General features: G+C 62.2%; 18 protein-coding genes. 5 read left to right on the forward strand and 13 right to left on the reverse strand.

What is annotated here, in order from left to right; genetic code table 11:
• Positions 1-49: 49 nt before the first annotated feature.
• The 6 genes from MRBLMU1_RS00560 to MRBLMU1_RS00585 all read right to left on the reverse strand — a co-directional run bounded on the left by MRBLMU1_RS00560 (position 50) and on the right by MRBLMU1_RS00585 (position 8,569).
• Positions 50-964, reverse strand: a complete 915-nt coding sequence (locus MRBLMU1_RS00560; protein ID WP_363495434.1) for a glycoside hydrolase family 18 protein — start codon at positions 962-964, stop codon at positions 50-52.
• Complete coding sequence (locus MRBLMU1_RS00565; protein WP_363495436.1) at positions 961-2,223, reverse strand: glycoside hydrolase family 18 protein; 1,263 nt, start codon at positions 2,221-2,223, stop codon at positions 961-963. Before MRBLMU1_RS00565 ends, MRBLMU1_RS00560 begins: the two co-directional genes overlap by 4 nt.
• A 7-nt stretch (positions 2,224-2,230) precedes the next feature.
• Entirely contained in the window at positions 2,231-3,334 is a 1,104-nt protein-coding gene (locus MRBLMU1_RS00570; protein WP_363495438.1) for an acyltransferase family protein, read from the reverse strand.
• Position 3,335: 1 nt separating this feature from the next.
• The gene (locus MRBLMU1_RS00575) at positions 3,336-4,496 is read right to left on the reverse strand and encodes a DUF5009 domain-containing protein (RefSeq protein ID WP_363495441.1); all 1,161 of its coding nucleotides are present in this window, start codon (positions 4,494-4,496) and stop codon (positions 3,336-3,338) included.
• Between the two features lie 199 nt (positions 4,497-4,695).
• Positions 4,696-7,848 carry a ligand-binding sensor domain-containing protein gene (locus tag MRBLMU1_RS00580; RefSeq protein ID WP_363495444.1) on the reverse strand — a complete coding sequence of 1,051 codons (3,153 nt, stop codon included), beginning with the start codon at positions 7,846-7,848 and terminating at the stop codon, positions 4,696-4,698.
• Positions 7,849-7,858: 10 nt separating this feature from the next.
• Positions 7,859-8,569 (reverse strand): response regulator transcription factor, encoded by a 711-nt coding sequence (locus MRBLMU1_RS00585; RefSeq protein ID WP_363495447.1) that lies wholly within the window; start codon positions 8,567-8,569, stop codon positions 7,859-7,861.
• Positions 8,570-9,115: 546 nt separating this feature from the next.
• On the opposite strand from MRBLMU1_RS00585, the gene MRBLMU1_RS00590 reads away from it, so the two are divergent.
• The 4 genes from MRBLMU1_RS00590 (at position 9,116) to MRBLMU1_RS00605 (ending at position 13,666) form a co-directional block, all read left to right on the forward strand.
• Positions 9,116-9,649 (forward strand): sigma-70 family RNA polymerase sigma factor, encoded by a 534-nt coding sequence (locus tag MRBLMU1_RS00590; protein WP_363495450.1) that lies wholly within the window; start codon positions 9,116-9,118, stop codon positions 9,647-9,649.
• 18 nt (positions 9,650-9,667) lie between these two features.
• Positions 9,668-10,681, forward strand: a complete 1,014-nt coding sequence (locus MRBLMU1_RS00595; protein ID WP_363495453.1) for a FecR domain-containing protein — start codon at positions 9,668-9,670, stop codon at positions 10,679-10,681.
• A gap of 80 nt (positions 10,682-10,761) precedes the next feature.
• Complete coding sequence (locus MRBLMU1_RS00600; RefSeq protein WP_363495456.1) at positions 10,762-13,152, forward strand: TonB-dependent siderophore receptor; 2,391 nt, start codon at positions 10,762-10,764, stop codon at positions 13,150-13,152.
• A complete protein-coding gene (locus MRBLMU1_RS00605) occupies positions 13,133-13,666 on the forward strand; it encodes a hypothetical protein (protein WP_363495459.1) in 534 nt (177 codons plus the stop codon). Before MRBLMU1_RS00600 ends, MRBLMU1_RS00605 begins: the two co-directional genes overlap by 20 nt.
• Before the next feature lie 114 nt (positions 13,667-13,780).
• Here MRBLMU1_RS00605 and MRBLMU1_RS00610 read toward each other — a convergent pair whose 3' ends face one another.
• The 3 genes from MRBLMU1_RS00610 to MRBLMU1_RS00620 all read right to left on the reverse strand — a co-directional run bounded on the left by MRBLMU1_RS00610 (position 13,781) and on the right by MRBLMU1_RS00620 (position 16,330).
• Positions 13,781-14,227, reverse strand: coding sequence for a hypothetical protein (locus MRBLMU1_RS00610; protein WP_363495462.1), 447 nt, complete (start codon positions 14,225-14,227; stop codon positions 13,781-13,783).
• Entirely contained in the window at positions 14,224-14,865 is a 642-nt protein-coding gene (gene udk / locus MRBLMU1_RS00615; RefSeq protein WP_363495465.1) for a uridine kinase, read from the reverse strand. The genes MRBLMU1_RS00610 and udk overlap by 4 nt, the downstream gene beginning before the upstream one ends.
• A gap of 109 nt (positions 14,866-14,974) precedes the next feature.
• Positions 14,975-16,330: a chloride channel protein gene (locus MRBLMU1_RS00620; RefSeq protein ID WP_363495468.1), complete on the reverse strand. Its 1,356-nt coding sequence runs from the start codon at positions 16,328-16,330 to the stop codon at positions 14,975-14,977.
• Here MRBLMU1_RS00620 and MRBLMU1_RS00625 point away from each other — a divergent pair.
• Complete coding sequence (locus MRBLMU1_RS00625) at positions 16,329-17,021, forward strand: MarR family winged helix-turn-helix transcriptional regulator (protein WP_363495471.1); 693 nt, start codon at positions 16,329-16,331, stop codon at positions 17,019-17,021. The two genes, MRBLMU1_RS00620 and MRBLMU1_RS00625, sit on opposite strands and share 2 nt — an antisense overlap.
• Before the next feature lie 110 nt (positions 17,022-17,131).
• Here MRBLMU1_RS00625 and MRBLMU1_RS00630 read toward each other — a convergent pair whose 3' ends face one another.
• From MRBLMU1_RS00630 to MRBLMU1_RS00645, 4 genes are all read right to left on the reverse strand, one after another.
• Positions 17,132-18,004, reverse strand: a complete 873-nt coding sequence (locus tag MRBLMU1_RS00630; RefSeq protein ID WP_363495474.1) for a DNA-binding protein — start codon at positions 18,002-18,004, stop codon at positions 17,132-17,134.
• Positions 18,005-18,134: 130 nt separating this feature from the next.
• Positions 18,135-19,079, reverse strand: a complete 945-nt coding sequence (locus MRBLMU1_RS00635; RefSeq protein WP_363495477.1) for a hypothetical protein — start codon at positions 19,077-19,079, stop codon at positions 18,135-18,137.
• Positions 19,069-19,458 (reverse strand): hypothetical protein, encoded by a 390-nt coding sequence (locus MRBLMU1_RS00640; RefSeq protein ID WP_363495480.1) that lies wholly within the window; start codon positions 19,456-19,458, stop codon positions 19,069-19,071. The genes MRBLMU1_RS00635 and MRBLMU1_RS00640 overlap by 11 nt, the downstream gene beginning before the upstream one ends.
• A gap of 12 nt (positions 19,459-19,470) precedes the next feature.
• Positions 19,471-21,087 (reverse strand): SMEK domain-containing protein, encoded by a 1,617-nt coding sequence (locus MRBLMU1_RS00645; protein WP_363495483.1) that lies wholly within the window; start codon positions 21,085-21,087, stop codon positions 19,471-19,473.
• Between the last annotated feature and the right edge of the window lie 45 nt (positions 21,088-21,132).

Below are 21,132 nucleotides of genomic sequence, written 5' to 3' on the forward strand. Positions count from 1 at the left end.
TTCATTACAGAGATCTTGTGCCGCCCTTGCAACATGGAAGCCGAATCAACTAGAAATCGGCGGCGCGACGCAGCACCATCGGTCCGATCTTGCGGGCGAAAGGCCAGCCCTGGCGCTCGTCGGTCGCCACTTCCCAATTGAAGGCGCCGCGCAGATCGGGGTGGCGGCGCCGCACTTCGCGCCAGGTGGCGGCGGCCTGGGTCTCGCTCATGAAATTGGGAGCGTTGTTGATGCCGAAGCCGACCACCACGTGGGCGGCGCCGAGCAGCTTGACCCACTGGTCGACGCTGGCGATCACGTAGGCCGGATCGGCCAGATTGGGGCCGTCGTAGTACTGCGGCGCGCAGTAATCGAGCGCGCCGGCGGTCAGCATGTCGCGGCAGAAGCGCTGGTCGATGGCGCTCCACGGCGCCGGCGGCGCGCTGACGATAAAGCCCGGGTACATGCGCTTGAGTTCAAGGCTGATCCAGATCATTTCGGCGGTGTCGGGACGCTGGTTGGCCTGAAAGGTATTCCAGTCCAGTCCATCGATGCCGCCGAACTGGCGGTATAGCTCCGCGATGCTGGCAACGAAGGCGCGCGACTTGGCGCGGTCGGGAAAGCTCATGCCGTTGCCATCGCCGCCCACGGACAGGATGATCTTGCGGCCTTGTACCTTGCGCGCAAACCGCAGGTCGTCGCTGAAGTGCGAGGCGGCGCCACGGCCGTCGGCCGGCGCTTTCCAGTAGACGGCGCCGGTGGTGCCGGGCGGCCCGCCCACCGGCCGCGCGGCGAACAGGTACAGCAGGCCATAGTGGGGATCGATATCGCGCACGCGCGGCGGCGCCTCGTGCCAGCCGGGGTAGTAGCCGGCCAGGACGCGAGCGGGCAGACCGGCCGGCGCGGCGCGCGTGCCAAAGGTGACGGCTACCGTCGCGACGGCGGCGGCGATGCACACGCCGGCGGCCGCGCGACGTAACTTCACTTGCGCACTGCCTGCATCGCGCGTGACAGCGAGAAGGCGGCGTCGTCCTGGTCAAGCGACCATGACATCAGGCCGCGCAGTCCTTGCGCGCGCACATAGTCCGCCTTCTCGCGGATCACGCGCGGGTCGTCGTAAGTCCAGAAGGTGCCTTTATCGTAGGTCCACAGCTGCCTGGTCACGGGATGATAGAAGGTGGTCAGCCCGCGCGCCGCGATGGTCGAATATTGTTCCGCGCCGTCCTCGAAGCCTTGCGCGGGACCGGTCGCCGGCTGATACAGGCCGTTGTTGGCGGCGCCGACACCGCTCCAGCCGCGCGCGTAGAACGGCACCCCGACCACGATTTTGGAAGCAGGCACGCCGGCCGCGGTGAATCGCTTGACGCCAGCTTCCACGCTGCGCGGGCTGGCGTCGCCGCTGGCCGGATCGGTATACAGATTGGACTGGAAGCCGGTCGGCCCCTGCTTGCTCCAGGCGCCGTGGAAATCGTAGGTCATCAGGTTGATCCAGTCCAGCGATCGGCTGTAGGCGACTGGATCGGTGTGGCGCATCTTCTCGTCGGTGCTGTTGACGGCGGCGGTCAGCAGATAGTGCTTGCCGTTGGTCTTGCCCAGCGCGTCGAGCTGGCGGCGGAACTCCTCCAGCAGCAGCGTGAAGTTGGCCTTGTCGTCCGGTCCCGGATGTTCCCAGTCCAGATCGATGCCGTCGAACACACCGGCGGCGGCGCCGGCTCCGCCGTGACCGTCCAGCTTTGGCAGGTTGCCGCGCAGGTAAAGGTCGATACACGACGACACCAGCGCGCTGCGCAGGGCCGGCGTGGCCGCACCGGCCGGGAACTGGTGCGACCATTCGCCGCCGCCCAGCGCGACCAGCACCTTGAGCTTCGGATGGCGCTTTTTCAGCTGCGCCAGCTGGTTGAAGTTTCCCGCCAGCGGCTGGCCGACCTTGTCGGCGCTGCCGTCGACCGATTCATCCGCCGTGAAGCGGCGCGCGTAATCGAGCGTGGCGTTCATGCCGTTGGCGATATCGTCGCTGTCACGCCCGCTGTCGCAGCGCACACCGCCATCGGGCATCTTGTAGACATTTTCAAAGGCATACACCAGATAGGTGAATCCGGCCGCACTGCCCGAGCGGTCCAGCTGCTTGAGGCGGAAGCCCTTCCCCACGCTCCAGCTGGTGTAGTAGGAACCCACTTCGGCCGCCTGCGCGCCGCCGGCCAACAGGGCGGCGGCGATGGCCAAGCAAGATAAACGTGTGCGCATAGTGTCCTCAGAGTTTGATGTAGATTTTTCGGCGGTCCATCGCGTAAGCCACCAGCCAGCACGCCAGCATGAACGCCACCGCGAACAGCAAGGATGCGTTGAGCGGCGATGACCACGGAAGGAACAGGGTTTGGTACAACCAGTGGTACAGCGTGTCCGGGCCCACGTGCAGTCGCGCCAGCACGACGACCGCGACGTCGGCCAGTACGTAGATGAACAGGGTGTTCTTGCCGAACACCTCGAAGAAATAGGTGCCGAAGCGTACGCCGGCCATGTCGATCGCGGCCACCAGCACGGCCAGAATGATCAGGTCCCAGCCCACGGTGCAGACGACAAAGCTGCTGGTCCAGAGCTTTTTGTTAATCGGCAGCAGCGCGTCCCATCCATACGCCAGCAGCAGGCATGCCACCCCTGCCCCGGCCAGCGCAACCACCGTGCCGAGGCCGGGGCCTTTACGCCGCAGCCAGACGGCCGCCGCGTAACCGGCCAGCACATTGACGATGGAAGGCAAGGTGCTAAGTATCCCTTCCGGGTCGAAGGCGATGCCCTCGCCACGATACATATGCGACTCGCCCAGTACCGCCAAGTCGACTTTCAGCGCGGCGTTGCCGGTCAGCGTGTAATCGCCGAAGGACGCCAGCATCCACCAGTAGCCCAGCAAAGCGGCCACGCTGAACGCGAACGCGCCGCGCATGCCGCCATAGCGCACGATCAGTGCGGCGAACAGGTAGCACAGGCCGATGCGCTGCAACACGCCCATGACCCGGGTGCCGTCGAACGGCGCCAACGTAAGCTCAGGCGTGAAGAACGGGAACCAGTACAGCAGATAGCCGACCAGGAAAATCAGCGCGCCGCGTTTCACCACGCGCTTGAGGAAGTATGCCTCGTCATGGCCGCTGAACTTTTGCATGCTCAGACTGACGGCGGCGCCCACCACGAACAGGAAGGATGGGAACACCAGGTCGGTCAGCGTGAAGCCGTGCCAGGGGGCGTGTTCGAGAGGGCCGTAGCTGGCCGGGCCGCCCGGGGTGTTCACGATGATCATCAGCGCCAGCGTCAGGCCACGAAATACGTCCAGCGCCAGATAGCGAGGGGAAGCGGAATTCGACATCTTAGAGTTTCAGTTTAAAGTTATAAGCGTTCAAAACAGCCACCACCGCCGTGACGACGGCGGAAAACAGCAGCGCGAAGGCGATGGCCGGCGTGCCGTGCATCAGCACCGGCCACCACCGCAGATGCAGGTAACCCATCAGCGTGGCCAGTATCACCGGCAGCAGATAGGTTACGAGCGGATTGGCGGCCGCCGGCTGCACCAGCGCGGTCCAACGGGTGACCCGGCGCATCTCGGTCAGCCAATACAGCAGCACGAACAGGCCGCTGCACAGCGCCGCGCAATACAGCGCCCATGGTGGCGTCGCGCCGATCTTGGAGATCGGGTAAATCCGATGGAGCAGCCAGGCCACCACCGCCAGCAGCACCGCCAGCATCGCGCCCGCCGCCAGCCGTGGCGATCCGGCGGCGCCGCGTGCGCCGTCGAACAGCAGCAGCACGCACATCGCGCCGCACAACACGATGCAGGTATGGGTCGCGTGCATGGCGATCACGCCGTTGCCATCCACCGCCCGGCTGACCACGAACCACGCCACGCAGGCGCACGCCGCCAGCGCCAGCACGGTCAGGTGTCCGCGTCCCGCTAAATAGACGATGCTGGCGACCAGGTACGCCCAGCCGATGCAACCGAGGATGCCCCACCACGAGGTCTGCATCCATTCCTGTCCATCGGGACCGCCGCGATAGACCAGCGCGAGCGCCACGATCGCCGCCGCGCCCAGCCAGCGCAACGCCCGGTTGCTGCGGGTCCCCAACACCAGCAAGGCCGCCGCAAAAAAACACAAGGCCCACAGCGTGATGGAGATGCCCATCGCCGCTTCGTTGTAGCCCTCTTCCGTGTTGACCATGAACACGCCGATGACAATCAGGCCGAACGCCCGCGTGGCGATCTGCCACAAGGTCTGGCGCGTGCCATCCGGCACCGCCAGCCGGTGGTTGAGGCTCAGTGGAATCGAGGTACCGACAACGAACAGAAACGCCGGGAACACCACGTCGGCCAGACTCATGCCGTCGAAGGAGGCGGCCATGTGATGAATGCCATATGGGATGCCGTTGGCGCCGGACAGGCAGTTCACGAACAACATGACGAAGAAGGTCAGGCCGCGCAGTGCATCGATGGCGATGATGCGTTGGCGTGGCAGTACGGGTTGGGCAACGGGCATGGGCGATGTCTTTTTATCAGGGATAAGCAGACACTAGCATGCCGCCAGGGCGCCAGCAACGCCGGCACATACGAGACGTAAGTGTTTGATTATAAAAAATAATTCCTGAAAAAGACGTAATGGCGCTTACGCTTCTTTACACAGGCGGTCCGCACGCCGCAAGAACGCATGCGTACGCCCGTGGGCGGCTCACAATTCATTACGAATTAGTTGCGCCCGGCAGCACGATCGTGGCGATCAAGCCACCTTCCGCGTGATTTTCCAGCGTCAGCGTGCCGCCGTTGGCTTCGACGATGCCGCGCGCGATGCCCAGGCCCAGCCCAAGGCCGGCCGCGTTCCGGGAACGGCCATGCTCAAGCCGCAGGTGCGTCTCGAACAATTGTGCCAGCTGTTCCGGCGGCACGCCGGGCCCGTGGTCGCGGATCTGGATATGCACCGCCCCGTCGCGCTCCACGGTGGCGATGTCGGCGCTGCCGCCGTAGAACAGCGCGTTGTCCAGCAGGTTGCCGATCGCGCGCTTCAGCGCCAGCGGCTTGGCGCGCACCGCCAGTCCGGCCGGCGTGTAGCCGATCTGGTGGCCTGCCAATTGGGCGCCGCGCAGCATGCGCCCGATCAGCGCATCCAGCCGCACGGCGGTGACGTTCTCGTGGATGTCGCTGTCCTTAACGGTTTGCAGCGCGCTCTTGACCATCATGTCCAGGTCGTCCAGGTCGTCGTGAAATTCCTCGCGGACGGCGTCGTCGTCGAGCAGTTCGGAACGCAGCTTGAGGCGCGTGATCGGTGTCCGCAAATCGTGCGAGATCGAGACGAACAGCCGTTCGCGGTCCTCCACGTAGCGCTGCAACTGGGTCTGCGCCTGTTCCAACTCCCGCGTGCGGGTACGCACTTGCACCTCCAGTTCGCGGCGGCGCCGGGCGTGCATGCGCTCCCGCGTGCGGTGGCCGACCCACGCCAGCATCACCGCCGACAGCACCACCGCCAGCCGGAACCACCAGCGCTGCCAATACGGCGGCGCGATGTCGAAGGCCAGCGGCGGCGACGGCTGGCCCCAGACGCCGTCCTTGTTGGCGGCGCGCACCTGGAACTCGTAGTGGCCCGGATCGAGATTGGTGTAGGTGGCCATCCGTTTGCTGGCGTCGCCCTCGGTCCAATCCTGGTCGTACCCCTGCAAGCGGTAACGGAAGCGGTTGCGCGGCGGGTCGCTGTAGTGCAGCGCCGCGAATTCGAAGGTCAGCGCGGCGGCGTCGTGATCGAGGCGCAGCGCGGCGCCGCCGACGGGTAACGGCTTGCCGCCGGCCCGCATCGAGGTGACCACGGCCGGCGGCGGATAGGGATTGTCGCGGATGGCTGCCGGGTGGAACACGGTCAGGCCGTTCACGCCGCCGAAGTACATGGTGCCGTCGCCTTCCCTGTAGGCGGAGCCGGAAAAGTAAAAGCCCTCGATCATGCCGTCGCGCGCCGAGTAGTTGCGGAACGTGCCGGCCGCCGTATCCATCCGCGAGATGCCGTTGGCGGTGCTGAGCCACAGCGCGCCGTCGTCGGCCTGCAATATGGCGCCGATGGAGTCGTCCGCCAGGCCTTCGCGGGTGGTGTAGCGCCGGAAGCCGATGGCGCCGCCGGCGCCCCGCACCACGCGGTTCAAGCCGCCGTTGGTGCCGACCCACAGCATGCCTTGCCGGTCGACGAACAGGGACTGCACGCGGTCGCTGCTGATGCTGGCGACATCGGCACGGTCGTGGCGAAAATGGCGGAAGCCGCCGCCGTCCGGCGCCAGCAGATCGAGGCCGTTGTCGGTGGCGACCCAGATGGCGCCATCGGCGTCTTCCGCCGTCATGCGCACCCAGTCGTCCCCCAGGCTGGCGGGGTTACCCCCCTCGTGGCGGAAGGTGCGGTCCGGACCGCCGGCGGCGTCGATACAATGCAGGCCGCCACGGCTGCCCACCCACAGGTTGCCGGCTCGGTCGGCTGTGATGTGCGTGATCGAGCCGCTATTGGGGTCGGGACCGCTGAAGCCATGTGCCGTGTAGGTGCCGTGCTCGGGATCGAAGCGTCCCAGCTCGGCGCTGCTGCCGATCCAGGTGACGCCCCGCGCGTCGCGGTACACCGCCAGCACGATCTCCTTGTTGCGCATGTGGCGTTCGAGCCGGGCGTCGCCGCGCAGCCGGGTGATTTTTCCCGTGGCCGGGTCGAGCCGGTCGATGCCGCCAATACCGGCCAGCAGCAGGCCGCCCTTGCCATCGCCGCTGATGCCGTAGACCCGGTTATCGTGCAGCGTGTGCGGGTCTCCGGGGATGTGGAAATAGCGGCTGAAGCCACCGCTGGCCAGGTCGGCCCGGCGCACGCCGGCGGTCCAGCTGCCCACCCACAGCGTGCCGCTATGGTCCTGGAACAGGCTCGATACCTCCTTGCTGGCACTCTGCTGCGGATCGGCCGGGATAACGACGAAGCGTTGCAGGCCCGCGTCCCAGCGATGCAGGCCGTTGGTGTTGGTGCCCAGCCAGAGCGTATTGTCGCGATCCTGCACCAGCGCCGTCACCAATCCCGGCGCCAGGCCGTCGGCCGGGCCGAACACGTGGCGCGGCATGCCGGGCACGCCCAGGCGCCAGCTGACCAGTCCATCCATCGTCACCAGCCACAACACCTGGCGCTGGTCGATACGCAGCTGCTGCACCTCGTTGAGGGGCGCGTTCGGCCTGGCGGGCGTGTCGACGCGGAAGTGCTGGAAGCGCGTGCCGCCGGCGGGCAGCCGGTCCAGGCCCTGCTTGAGGCCCACCCACAGCGCGCCCTCGGCATCGAGCGCCAGCGCGTTGACCTGGTCGTGGGCCAGGCTGCCGGGATCGGCCGGATCGTGCCGCAGCACCGTGTGGCGGCCCGATTCGGGATCGAAGTGGCGCAAGCCATCGCTGGTGCCCAGCCATAGCTGTCCGTAGCCGTCGTTGATGATGGCTTGCACCTGCTGCCGCCTGGCGCGCTCCGGACCATCGGCAACGGAGGGAAAACGCGTGAAATCGCCGCTCGCCGGGTCGAAGCGCTGCAAGCCGCCGCGCGTGCCGACCCACAGGCGGTTCTTCTTGTCCACATGGAGCACCTGCACCCAGTTGTCGGCCAGGCTGCGCGGGTCGTTCGGAATGGTGCGGTAGACGGTGACGCGGTAGCCGTCGTAGCGGCTCAAGCCATGCTGGCTGCCGAACCACATGAAACCCTGCTGGTCCTGCACGATGGCGGTGACGGTTTCCTGCGCCAGTCCGTCCTTGACGCTCAGTTGCTCGAAATTGAGGGTATGCGGCACGGCGCCGGCCGCCAAGCAGTGGAACAGCCACAGGCAGCAAGCCAGCACCGCGCCGCGCAGCATCCCTGCCGGCTCACGCCGGCGAAGCCGCGACATCGGCCGAGAACACATAGCCGGCGCCGCGCACCGTCTTGATCAGCGACGGCTGCTTGCCGTCGTCGTTGAGGCGCAGGCGCAGCTTGCTGATCTGGACGTCCAGCGAGCGATCGAGCGGACCGGCGTCGCGGCCACGGGTTTGTTCGCATAACACGCCACGGTCGAGAATATCGCCCGGGTGTTCGACGAAGTACTTCAGCAGTTGGTAATCCATGCCGGTCAGCGGCACCTGCATGCCGGCGCTGTCGGTAACGACGCGCTCCAGCAGATCCAGCGTGAAGCCGACGAAGCGGTAATAGCGCGGCGCGCTCTGGTTGTCGAAACCGGCCCGGCGCAGGATGGCCTTGATCCGCGCCAGCAGCTCGCGCGGGCTGTAGGGTTTGGCGATGTAATCGTCCGCGCCAAGTTCCAGGCCGACGATGCGGTCGGCCTCGTCGGAGCTGGCGGTCAGCATGATGACCGGTACATCGGAACGGCGCCGCACCAGCTTGCACAGCGCGAAACCGTCGGTATCGGGCAGCATCACATCGAGGATCACCAGCGACAGCTGGTCGGCCAGGCGCGAGAACTCGGCTTGAAAACTGAGGCCATCCTGTGCCAGCGTCACCTCGTACTGGTGTTTCTCCAGATAGGTTTTCAGCAGAGTGCCCGCCTTGAGATCATCCTCCGCGATCAATATCTTGCGCATGCAGTTCCTGTCCGATGAATTCAGTCCGATCGAGTCCCTAGTATAAACACAAGGTAGCGCAAAGAAAAAGCCGGCGCCCGGCGGGACGCCGGCAAAGGGAGAGCCACACCGCCGGGGTGGAGCGGCGTTGCTCCGTGCTTGCCCAAGTTGCGAAACTGAGCGAACAATAACGGTATAAACCATTTGGCGGATACCTGTGAACCGATTCTAGCAGCCGCCAAAGGGCGCCGACAAAGATACGCAAGCCGTTGATTATTAAGGGGACCCGCTGATTTCGAGAACGCTGGCGTTACACTTCCTTACCGACCCTGCCGCGCCACGGGCGGAATGCGCCGCCGCAGCTCGCCCTGCCGCTACGGTATGTGCCAAAACCTTACAAAACTTAACAAAAATCTTCCGCAGTTGTTGTTGAGATACGCCAGTGGTCCAGGCGCCGACCAGCGCCCTCCGCCGGCGCTACGGATGGCGGCCGGGGAATTTTTACTTGATGTGGCTCAATAGCTATATAATAATGAGAACTATTCTCATGTATCGGAGTGACATCAAATGGCGGGGTTCGACTCCATCGCACAACCACAGCTGCTGCACACGCTGTATGCCGACCACCAGGGCTGGCTGCACGCATGGCTGCGCAAGAAGCTGGGATGCGCCTTCACCGCCGAAGACCTGACCCACGACACATTCCTGCGCCTGATGGTCCGCCCACGTGCGCTGGACGCGGGCCGCAGTCCACGCGCCTACCTCACCACCATCGCCAAGGGCCTGGTGGTGGACCATTGGCGCCGCGAGGAAATCGAGCGCGCCTGGCTGGCGGTTGTGCTGGAGCGCCCCGAGGCCGTTCAGCCGTCGGCCGAGCACCAAGCCATCATCGTGGAAACGCTGATGGAGGTCGATCGCATTCTCGCCAGCCTGGCCGAGAAACCGCGCGCCGCCTTCCTGCTGGCGCACCTGCACGACCTCACCTACGCCGAGATCGGCGAGCGGCTCGGCGTCTCCGAGCGCATGGTCAAAAAATACATGGCCCAGGCCATGCTGCATTGCCTGGCCGCAGGCGCCTCGTTCCGCGCCGCGCTGTCCTGAGCGGAGCCGGAGCCGCCGATGCACCGCAGCCACGACACCACGCAGGATATCCCGTACGCCACACTTGAGCAGGCGGCCGAATGGTTCGCGGTTCTCCGCTCCGGCAAGGTCGAAGATGACGAACGACGGCGCTGGCAGGACTGGCTGGCCAGCGACACCGGCAATCGCCAAGCCTGGGCCCGGGTCGAGGCCATCAGCCAGGGCGTTTCCATCGCCAGGGAAGCACCGGAAGCCGCCAGTTCGGCGCTGCAGGCCGCCAACCAACTGCGCAAGCGCCGCAAGCTGATCAAGACGCTGGTGTTGACGGCCGCCACCGCCGGTTTGGGCTGGCAATTGGCACGCCAGGAGGACGTGCGCGCGGCCATCGCCGGCCTGGGCGCGTCCCATCGTACCGGCGTCGGCGAAAGCCGCAAGGTGATCCTGGCGGACGGCGCCCAGCTCTGGCTCAATACCGATACCGCCGTCGATGAACGTTTCGACGGCGGACTGCGCCTGCTGGTGCTGCATAAGGGCGAGATGCTGATAGAAACCCATCAGGACACGCAACAGCCGCCCCGCCCCTTTGTCGTGCACAGCCGCCAGGGCGGCATGCGCGCGCTCGGTACACGCTTCGCGGTTCGGCAGTTCGATGGTCATACCCAATTGGGCGTGAGCCAGGGACGGGTCGAGGTCACACCGTTTGGCGCGGCCGCGCCGCAGCGCGTGATCGATGCGGGCCAGGAAGTCAGGTTTTCGCACCGCGACATTTCGACGCCGAGCGCGCTGCCCGCCACGCGCCAGGCATGGACGCAAGGCATGCTGGTCGTCGAAGACATGCCGCTGGAACAGTTCCTGGCCGAGTTGGCGCGCTACCGTCGTGGCCATCTGGGCTGCGATCCGGCCATCGCCGGGCTGCGCGTGGTCGGCGGTTTCCCCTTGCGCGATACCGACCAGGCGCTGGCGATGCTGGAGGCGGCGTTGCCGGTACGGGCGCGTTTCGTGCTGCCGTGGTGGGTCACGGTCAAGGCCCGCGAGGACGATGCGAAAAAATAGTTTCACGAATTGGTTCCCTTTTTTGGATGTTGCTCGGAAAGCAGAGTGAAGACAGTTATTTCCCATTTCCGAAAGTACGTATGACATCCCATTTCGCACGACACGCCCTGGTTGGCCTGCTGGCCGTAACCGCCCCCGCCCTCGCCTTCTGCGCCGACGCCTCGCCCCGGTCCTACAACATCCCCGCAGGTCCGCTCAATGCCGTCATCGCGCGCTTCGCCGCCGAGTCGGGCGTGTACATCGCCGCCGACGGCGCGCTAACCGCCGGCAAGACCAGCCCCGGGCTGCAAGGCACGCTGGCGGCGCAGGACGCGCTAAACCGTCTGCTGAAAGACAGTGGACTGGATGCCGTGCCGCAAGGCGACGGCCGCTACGTCCTGAAGGAAGGCGCAACGCCGATCGCCGCGCCGCGCCCGGACGCCGCCGTCGCGCTGCCGGCGGTGGAGGTGCGGGCGGAACGCGAAGTCGCCCTGGGCCATGTCGACGGTTACGTCGCCAGGCGCAGCGCCACGGCGACCAAGACCGATAGCCGCCTGATCGAAGATCCTCAATCGGTATCGGTGGTCACCGCCGACGAACTGGCCGACCGCAAGGTGGAGACGCTGGACGAGGCCCTGCGCTACACCGCCGGCGTGACGCCAAACATGAAACCCTGGGCGGTGGATGAGTTCTCGATGCTGCGCGGTTTCGATCTGGGCAACGCCGGCATCTTCCGCGACGGCCTGCTGACCTCCGGCCGCGCCTATGCCGCGCCGATAGAGCCGTACGGCCTGGAGCGGCTCGAAGTGCTGCGCGGACCGGCCTCGGTGCTGTACGGCCAGTCGCCGCCGGGCGGCATGATCAACGCGGTCTCCAAGCGCCCCTCGGTGACGGCCGTGCGCGAGCTCGGCGTCGAATACGGCACCTATGACCGCAAGCAAATCAAAGTGGATGTCGGCGGCGCGCTGGACGGGCGCGGCGAATGGACTTACCGCGTCACCATGCTGGGCCGAAAATCCGGCACCCGGCTGGATCTGGATCGCGACGACCGCGTCTACGTGGCGCCGGCATTGACCTGGCAGCCCGACGCCGACACCCGCTTGACCCTGTTGGCGCAGTACCAGAAGGACGACCAGTCCTACGCCTGGGGCAACCAGTTGCAACATCCCGGCGCCCTGGGCCAGCCCGATCCAAGTGTGAACCTCGGCGGCAGGGACAACCGCTGGGAACGTGAAAACCATACGCTCGGCTATGAGTTCGAGCATCGCTTCAACGACATCTGGACGGTGCAGCAAAACTTGCGCTACACCGAGCTAAAGCGTGATGAGACCAACGTATTCCCCCGCGTTCTGCTAGCCGACGGGCGTTCGGTCACGCGCCTGTTCTATCCGCGCAGCTCGGCCTGGCGCGGCCTGCAGGCCGATACACGCTTGCAGTCGCGCTTCCAGACGGGCGGCCTCGCACACACCGTGCTGTTCGGACTCGACTATGCGGACAACAAAACCACCGACCGCTACCCGTACAGCATCACCCCCATGCCGAACCTGGACCTCTACGACCCGGTCTACGGCGGGAAGCAGGCCATGGTTGCATCGAGCGCGCCGCGTAACGAACTCCTCCCCTTGAAACAGACCGGGCTCTATCTGCAGGACCAGCTGAAATGGGACAAGTGGGTTGTCACCGGAGGGCTGCGCCGTGACCGTGCCGAGAATTCGAACACGCGCGAACTGCCGGCCTCGGGCACCTCGACGCAGATCTATCAACAATCCGTCAACAAGGCCACCGGCCGGTTGGGCGGTGTTTATCTGTTCGACTCCGGCTGGGCGCCTTACGTCAGCTACGCGACCTCGTTCTCGCCCGAGATCGGCCGCGACATCAACGACGAACTGCTCAAGCCTTCCACCGGCCGCCAATTGGAGGCCGGATTGCGCTACCAGCCGGACAATTCCAACGTCAGCTATACGGCCTCGGTCTTTACGCTGGAGCGCAAGAACGTCACCACCGCCGCGTCCCAGGACCCGGACGCGCTGGTGCAAAGCGGCGAGGTGAAGTCACAGGGCATCGAACTGGAAGCGCGCGCCGACATCCTGCGCAACCTCAGCGTCGTGGCGCAATACACTTACCTGGACACCGAGATCAAACAGAGCAACAACGGCGACCGTGGTTTGTCGCAACCGGGCGCGGTGAAGCACAGCGCCTCCGTGTGGACCAAGTACAGCTTCAAGCTCAGCGATACGCTGCTGGCCAATGCCGGGCTGGGCGTGCGCTACTACGGCAAGGCCCGCTCCTACCAGGACTATGGCAACGAAGGGTTGACCAATCCCGCTTTCGGCATGGTCGACGCGGCCCTCGGCATCGATCAAGGGGCGTGGCGCTTCTCGGTCAACCTCAACAACTTGCTGGACAAGCAGGTTATGCTCGATTGCGACGGCAGATTCTGCTACCGCAACGCCGAGCGCACGGTCAATGTGAGTGCGGGCTACCGTTTCTGATGCCGGCTTCGTCAGGCTATACTTCTCCGTAGTGAAAATCACGAATAGGGGCATCCCGATGGCTGCAATTCGACGCGATGAGTACGACGAACTGAAGCGCTGTTTCGCCGCGCTATGGCCATTGGTCCTCCCAATTCCCAGTGGATTGAAACCCGAGGATTACCCAATGGCTGTTTTGGAGAGGACGGAGAAAATTTCGCGCACGAATGCTGCCAGGGGACTTGCCATAACCATTACCGACTTGATCGAGATGTCTATGGATTGGCCTATCGACAGGGTCGCGGAGGTTGACCTGCAGTTCTCGTCTTCTGGTCTGATCACACTATCGGAACTGCGCCGCAGGTATTCCCGAAGCTACAAGAAAATAGTCAAACGGGGGCGGATAAAATCGCTCGAAGAGTACTATCTTATAAAAAATATGGTCGAGGGTAACTACTCGGATGATGATGAGCTTCAAAAGCTAGCTACGCTCTTGGAGGATTTTGAGGAGAAAATTCCTGGCGAGCCCAAATAGTGGGCAGGTGACTCGCACTTGCTCAAGGCAACGCCAACTAACAGCAAGCACGAATACACGACTATTTTTCATCTTCCGCCCCCGCCCAAGGTCTGCTGCTGGGCGACACGAGCATCACTCTTGTCTCATCAAGACGAGGTACGGCGACTGCTCTGTTGGGCCAAAGTAGAAGTGCATTAGTTCCGTACTGTCGTCGAATCGCACCAGCGATTTTCGTAGGGGGTGTTGGCGTACGAATTGTGGCGACAGCCCTTGGCAGTTGGCGTGCGCATTATCTGAGATCGGGGGAGAAAAACTTAACACTAGCCCGCCGCCAGTCTCAGCCATCTCGTATTTCATCGTCATCACCATACTTCCATCGTCACCAATATACGTTCCATCGGCAAGAAACTGGAAAGTCATAGATTGGCAACTATCAGGGAACTGGACAGAGGAGCTTTGCATTTTCCACTTGCCTATCAGCTGAGAGTTTTCCCGTCCAAGGGTCGCAGTTGCCCACAATAACATTAGGGCAGCAAGAAGAATTTGCGGTATGCGTGTCATTCCCAAGGATAAACTCATGGTCGCTTCAACTGGCCGATAACGCTCGCCACCTTGGTCGTGATCACATCGACCGCCGGGCCATTGGCGCCATGCGGAATAATGACATCGGCATGGCGTTTGGTTGGCTCGATGAATTGCTGGTGCATCGGCCGCACCGTTTCCAGATACTGGCCGACGACGCTTTCCACCGTGCGGCCGCGTTCGGTGATATCTCGTTGCAGGCGGCGGATGAAGCGCACATCGGAGGCGGTGTCGACAAAGATCTTCAGCGACATCATCTTGCGCAAGTCCGCGTCATACAGGGCAAACAGCCCCTCGATCACGATAACCGGGGCTGGCTTGACGGGAATGGTCCGGTTGGAGCGGTTGTCCAGCGTGAAGTCGTACTCCGGCATCTCGATCGCCTCGCCGTTGCGCAAGGCTTGGACGTGCCGTACCAGCAGCGGCCAGTCGAAAGCCTGTGGATGGTCGTAATTCTGCTTGCGGCGGACTTCCGGAGTGAGATGGGATTGGTCGCAGTAATAGTCGTCCTGCATCACGACAGAGACCATATCGGAGCCAAACGAAGCGAGCACTTGCTGGGACACGGTTGACTTGCCACTGCCGCTTCCGCCGGCGACACCAATAACAAAAGGATGGAAAGAAATCTTATTCATACCGAATGATACCGGAATGATGCTCCAACCGACAGGGACCGGCGGGTTTTCGAAAAGGAAACATCATGCGGGACTAGATTGAAGCGGCGGCGGCCCTTGTGTTCCTGTCTTAGGCCGGTGTGACGGCGCTCGTGCCCAACCTTGACGTATCGGGGCCAACAAGGCCTGCCAGTTGCTGCTGTGCGAGCACCGAGTAGAGCGGCGCGCTGATCACGTTGGAGATGGTGCGCGCGACCATGGCGCAGGCCATCAGGCTCAAGACCATTGCGTGGCCGTCGACCATTTCCATGACAATGATGAACGAAGTCAAAGGGGCCTGCGTGGCGGCGGCCAGGAACCCGACCATGCCCAGCGCGATCAGCGCCGTCCCCTGATGCGAATGCAGCAGTACCGCGACATCATTGCCAAGCGCAGCGCCGATCGCCAGCGATGGCGCGAAAATGCCTGCAGGAACCCCGGACCAGGTCGTCAACCAGGTCGCCACGAACTTCAACAACAGGAACAGCGCGGGCACCGCTTCGTGGCCGGCCAGCATATCGCGGGTATGCGTGTAGCCGCTGCCGAAAGTGGTACCGGCCGAGACCACGCCAATGACGGCCACCAGCAAGCCACATAGCGCGGCGAACAGCACCGGACGATCGCGCCGCATCCGCGACAGCAAATCGCGACCATGCCCACCCAGCGATGCTTGCAACAGGCGAGAGAACACACCGCCCGCCAGACCGCTCAGGACGGCGACCAGCAGGCCGGGAAGTAACAAAGTGAGATCGATGCCTGTGGCGTGGATGATGCCGAAGTAAGTCGCGTTACCGTAGACGGAGACGGCCATCAGGCCGGCCAGAACGATGGCGGACATGAGCAGGCCGCTGCTGCGCTGTTCGGGTGTTCGGGACAATTCCTCGATCGCAAACATGACACCGGCCAGCGGTGTATTGAAAGCTGCCGCGATACCGGCGGCGCCGCCGGCAACCAGTAAGCCGTGCGTGCTGATCGACGAACGCTCAGGCAGCCATTTGCGGGCTGTGAGCATCACGCCGGCGGCCACTTGAACCGAGGGGCCTTCGCGGCCAAGGGAAAGACCGGCGAGCAAACCCCACGTGGTCAGTGCCACCTTAGCCAGGCTGAGCCGGAAAGAGACCAGCTTCCCCGTAGCGGATGCGGGCACCAGTGGATCAAGTGCCGCCATCACCTGCGGGATGCCGGACCCGGCGGCGGCACTGAAATGGCGCCGAGTGAACCAGACGATCGCCGCCGTGCATAAGGGTGTCCAGATCAGCGCCGCCCACCATCTAAAATGAAACAACGCCATGAATCGATCAAGCGCCTGTTCACCTAACCAGGTAAATGCGACGACGGCCATGCCGGCGACGCACGCGGTGGCAACCACGATGGCCCGGGTGGCCCAGACACGCCAGTTGCGGAATTCCCTGTTAAATACCGCAGTGGTGTTGTGCTTAGTCTTCATGAGGGATGGCGTCGCGCCTAAAAAAAATCCCCGCCGGTACGAGGATGAAAAAGCCTGGGCAGGCTCTGCTATCGCTTGGAAACAGTGCAAATTACATTTGTACAAATATACTTTGCTGCCATATAATTTGTCAAATGTACTCAACAACTATCTGGGCGGCGCCCGCCGAAATCGTTGTTCAGCTATCATGATAGCCATGCCGCCGAAACATACTGTCACCACTACTTGCGAACCGACTTCACCAACTAAGGTACTCCGGCAATTCCGCATCGTTTTTAACGCCGTGAAAACCCACTTCCGCAATGTCGAGAAGCAAGCCGGCATTGGCGGATCCCAGCTATGGGCTCTCAGTGTCATATCGCAGCAGCCGGGTATCGGAGTCGGAGAGCTGGCGCGGGCACTCGATGTGCACCAAACCACGGCGAGCAATCTAGTAAAAGCACTCGTCTCGCAGGGATTGATCGAACAGCGGAAAAGCGGCCCCGATCGCCGGGCGGTCAGCATGTCCCTGTCTCACGCTGGTAAAACCAGCCTCGATAAGGCACCAGCTCCGTTCGCAGGGGTCTTGCCCGATGCGCTCGCATCGCTGGATGGTGAAACACTTTTGCGGCTAGAACGAGATCTCGGTACGCTCATCACTGCGTTAGAGGCGGGCACGAGTGGGGCAAATACGCCATTGGCAGATTTGTAAGTTTGGCAGCCATGCAGGCCTAAGCGCGCTATCCGGCGAGGAATATATCCATTGACGTCAATATGGTTACAGCAGCAGTTGAGGTTTTCGCACGGATCCCCCCCTCTATTTCACCTTTGTCCTTGACCGGTGGTCATTTTGTCGAGATAGGCCTGCAACTGCTCGCCAATCTGGTCTTGCGCCTGCACCTTGGCATTGGCCTGGGCCAGTAGCAGCTCAAATTCGCGTGCCCGCGCCTTGGCCGGTTCGAGTTGCGCCTCGGCGGCCTTCAGTTGCTCGCTCAACAGTTCGACCTCGGCGATCTTGCTGACAAGCTGGCGCTGAAGATCGCCGGTGTGCAGGTGGGCGGATTGAAGTTGCTCTATCTTCTGCTCCAGCTTGCGGCCGTTCGTCAGTTGCTCGTAAAGCGACTGCTTCGTATGCGACAACTCCAGCACCAGGCGGGCGCCCTCTTGATTGAGTTTGGCGACCTCGTCTTGTTTGCCCCGCACCGCCAGTTGCTGTTGGCGCAGCTCTAGCTGCGCCTGCTCAAGCCGATCTTTCAAGTCGGCCACCTGCTGTACGGCCGTGCGGCGTGCGACGGTTTCGGTTTGGAGGTTCGCATGGGTCTTGGCGTGGCCGGCAATTTCGCTCTGCAGACGAACTTCCACACTACGGGCTGCCTCGCGAGCGGCGAGTAGTTCGTTTTCCAGTCGCTGGAGCGTTTGCGCGTGGGCCAGCTCCTTGGTGCTGAATTCCTGGGTCACTTGCTCGATCCGAACATCGGCTTCTTGGGCAAGTCGAGCCGCAAGGCGTTCGACCAGATCCTGCAGCGCTTCGCTGACCGACGCCTTTTGGCCGCCGCTGCCGCCCTCCTCCTCTTCCAGCTCCTTCAGGTATTTGTGGATGGTGGTCTTGGAGCCGGTGTTGCCGAGCGCAATCCGAACCGCGTCCACGGATGGGTACTGGGACTGGGCGACCAAACTGTCGCGCGCTTTCCTCACATCTGATTTCTCAAGTCCCGCTCTAGCCATCTTTTTCCCCGGTTGGATTTCGTACTGTATTACATACCATGTAATTATGTACTATTTTTCAGCGCGGTGGAAACTATTTGGCTAGTATGATTGATCGGCGTCAGCGTCCGTCGTCGGTCCCGATTTTTGTGTTGGACCGCACTTTCTCCAAAGTACAAGACTTTGTGGGGAGATCGCTCTTTCCTTCTTTAATTTGACTGATGGCTTCCCCCAGAAAGGAATCATGCTGAAGCGGAAAGACGAGGATCTCTTTGCCGCCAACTTTTTTCGACACTGCTTCATGGGCAAACAAATCCCGCCCCTTCGCCAGTTGGAAGTGCCCGATCAAGACCGGCTTGTAATTAAGTTCAAAGATGCTGACCTTCAGCGTCGTCTTGTCGCCCGGAACGCCGCGTAGAAAATTGTTGAAGCGCTCGATAATCCGGTCATTGGTGGTCAACCTGGGTTTCATCGTGTCGAACACGAATTCGTCCTGCTGCTTGAGAAAATCCACCACGCCAGGAATGACCATGCCCTTTTCCAGCAGCCATTTTTTCCGTTCGCCTGGCTGCAGCATGCATGCCGCCGACATGGACGAGATTTTCTCGCCTGGACAGCTGCCGGAAATGCCCGGGCCAAAGCGCAAGCCTTGGGGATTGATGACGTCGAGCTTCATCGCGGTGACCAGCAACGGCTGGGAGCTGATGTTCGCCACTTCGACGCATAAGAAGGCCGCATCATGGAATTGATTGACCATTTCGCCATCACTGTTTTCTCTGGTCGCGTCGAAAAAGTCGATCGATGGAACCAGGTATGCCGCAGTGATGGCGACCTTGGATCCAACAACGTCAAGGGAGTTATCCCGGCCGCCTGGATAGTTGTTGTTGACCTTGTTATTGATGACCAGGTTGTTCATCGCATTGTAGGCGCGGGAATTTGGCCCGGTCGCTACGGCGGATTGCGACGCGGCACGCGGTTCGGATTGCCCGGCCCACGCGCTGGCAAACACCATCAAGGATAAGAAGACAGCTAGGTGAATTCGCGCGACCGGATTCTTATTCGACATTCAGATCGCCACCCGCGTTCAGTGCGGAGCTGTTTTTCCCAGCTGCGGTCGCTTCCTGGCGGAGCTCTTTGGAGGCCGCCTTGTCCCTTGCCCCCGGCATCCCGGCGCCCGCCGGCTTCTTGCCCTTATTGATATCGCCTGCGGCGTTTGCTGCGCGCGCGTCGTCACCCGTGGCGCTGGCTTTTTGTTCCACTGCCAAGGAACCGTAGGCCGCGTCTTTCGGCGGGGGCGGGGTAATTGCCAACTTGCTTGGCGTCAAAGTGACGCCGCTTCTTAAATACAGGCCCATCCCTCCAAGTGCCAGGACGACCAACGCCATCAGATACCATTTGGTGCTACCGTCGGGTCGCGTCGCGCCACTCTTCTTTTGTTTTGTCATCGTGCCATCTCCTTATGGTTGGTCTGTTTTTAGCTGCAAGGGCGCGACATCGATGTAAAAAACAGTGGGGTCGTCGTCGCGGTGCAACCGTTCGTAGAGCTCCATGAACTCTACGGCGGCCTCCCCGAATTTAGCAGGTTCCGGCGCCGCGGCGCCCGGTCGAAGCACCTGGACCGGCATTCCGTATTTGCCCGCCAGTTCGATTGCATGCGCGCCAAACATCCTGCCAGCGTTCTCCGGCACCGGCGGGAGGCGCAGCGCAATCAAATCGTTCGTCGACGAAACGTGTTTTCGAAAAACGGCTTGCTTGTCGAATTCCAGCTTGCACAAGCGCTTTTCGATGGTCGGCGCGTAAAACCCGTTAAAATCGTCATCCCACTTGGCTTGTCCAGGAAATGTCCATCCCGCAGGCGCTGGTTGGGCATAGTCATATGCCTCTTGGTAGAAGGTGGAATCCACAACCCGCCGTGCCGCCGCCAATAGAAGCGTGCTGGCGGTATCCAAAATCCGTTCTCGCGGCCATTGGCGCCATTCGCAACTCAGCTGATGGTCGGTTAATGACTCCATCGCGTGCTTTCGGATGAACGCCGTGAGAAAACACGCTGCTTTTCGATACCGCTCCAACTCGCCGGGTTGGATGCCGTAATGTTCGTACACCTTCCCGTATTCTCCCTGCGTCGCGCTGTAGATCAGGATGGGGATTTCCGTGCGCCCCGACGGCAGATCGCGGTCGCCGACAAGTTGCATGAAATCCTTGGTTTCAAACGGCGTTACGACGTAAAACGTTACCTGGCCACCGTTGGTCCGAGTCAATGCCTTTTCGGTGAGGTCGGCAGCGCCGCCGGGGCTTCGCCATGGACAGGATTGCCCTATGTCCCCGAGGACTTGTGTTTCGCCGGTAAGCCATGCGTGCGGCACCCTGAACTCATTTGCGACGTCGCTGAGAATATCATCGGTCACATGGCTGCTGATAAACGCGATATCACGCGCGGACGCGAGTCCCACCTTGGCGGTCGCGCCCACCAGGTCGAGGATTTGCGTGGCCGCGAGTTCGTGTTCGTCGCATACCTCCAATAGCCTGCCTGCTGCGGATCTGTGCCGGGCTAAGATATCGAAAGCCCACGTACCGATCGCCTGTTTTAAAACGGTGTTTGCACTTTCGATATGATCCGCCTGTTGGCCCTGCGAGGCTAACTGGTACAAGTAATCAATGTCCACGATGTGTTGTTTCAAATTGAACGTCACCAGCGAGGCACCGACCGCCGCGAGAACCTCTTTGCTGCCATATTCTTTTTGGCGCCCACGAAGCATCAAAATATACAAGGACTTCGGCCGAGGCTTTAAGCCATTGAATTTCTTCAAGGTGTCGACAACCTTGTCGGCCGATTTATCGGACGTCACTTGTACGCCCACCTTGCCGTCCACGGACTTCAAATCGATCGCGATGTGGTTCGATTTTTTGGAATCAAGCACCTCCATCTCGCCCCAGCCGCCCAGATGGGTCAAAAGCTGTCCGATAACCGTTTCGGAGATGCGATTGATGTCGAAGTGCTTCCCATCGTTTTGAATCCCGATATAATCTTTGTAGAGTGCCAACAATATAGATAATTCGTCCAGCAGCGTTTTCACGGAACTCTGAGCCATAAATAACCTGTGTATTTTTCGAATCGATAT

Origin of the sequence: Burkholderia sp. LMU1-1-1.1, from assembly GCF_040675865.1 — a bacterium.
Lineage (GTDB): Bacteria > Pseudomonadota > Gammaproteobacteria > Burkholderiales > Burkholderiaceae_D > Rugamonas.

Bases quoted from the DNA above. Each gene is read 5' to 3' on its own strand.
- MRBLMU1_RS00565 (WP_363495436.1), bottom strand. From the start codon at position 2,223: ATGCGCACACGTTTATCTTGCTTGGCCATCGCCGCCGCCCTGTTGGCC.
- MRBLMU1_RS00570 (WP_363495438.1), bottom strand. From the start codon at position 3,334: ATGTCGAATTCCGCTTCCCCTCGCTATCTGGCGCTGGACGTATTTCGT.
- MRBLMU1_RS00575 (WP_363495441.1), bottom strand. From the start codon at position 4,496: ATGCCCGTTGCCCAACCCGTACTGCCACGCCAACGCATCATCGCCATC.
- MRBLMU1_RS00580 (WP_363495444.1), bottom strand. From the start codon at position 7,848: ATGCTGCGCGGCGCGGTGCTGGCTTGCTGCCTGTGGCTGTTCCACTGC.
- MRBLMU1_RS00585 (WP_363495447.1), bottom strand. From the start codon at position 8,569: ATGCGCAAGATATTGATCGCGGAGGATGATCTCAAGGCGGGCACTCTG.
- MRBLMU1_RS00590 (WP_363495450.1), top strand. From the start codon at position 9,116: ATGGCGGGGTTCGACTCCATCGCACAACCACAGCTGCTGCACACGCTG.
- MRBLMU1_RS00595 (WP_363495453.1), top strand. From the start codon at position 9,668: ATGCACCGCAGCCACGACACCACGCAGGATATCCCGTACGCCACACTT.
- MRBLMU1_RS00600 (WP_363495456.1), top strand. From the start codon at position 10,762: ATGACATCCCATTTCGCACGACACGCCCTGGTTGGCCTGCTGGCCGTA.
- MRBLMU1_RS00610 (WP_363495462.1), bottom strand. From the start codon at position 14,227: ATGAGTTTATCCTTGGGAATGACACGCATACCGCAAATTCTTCTTGCT.
- udk (WP_363495465.1), bottom strand. From the start codon at position 14,865: ATGAATAAGATTTCTTTCCATCCTTTTGTTATTGGTGTCGCCGGCGGA.
- MRBLMU1_RS00625 (WP_363495471.1), top strand. From the start codon at position 16,329: ATGAGGGATGGCGTCGCGCCTAAAAAAAATCCCCGCCGGTACGAGGAT.
- MRBLMU1_RS00620 (WP_363495468.1), bottom strand. From the start codon at position 16,330: ATGAAGACTAAGCACAACACCACTGCGGTATTTAACAGGGAATTCCGC.
- MRBLMU1_RS00635 (WP_363495477.1), bottom strand. From the start codon at position 19,079: ATGTCGAATAAGAATCCGGTCGCGCGAATTCACCTAGCTGTCTTCTTA.
- MRBLMU1_RS00640 (WP_363495480.1), bottom strand. From the start codon at position 19,458: ATGACAAAACAAAAGAAGAGTGGCGCGACGCGACCCGACGGTAGCACC.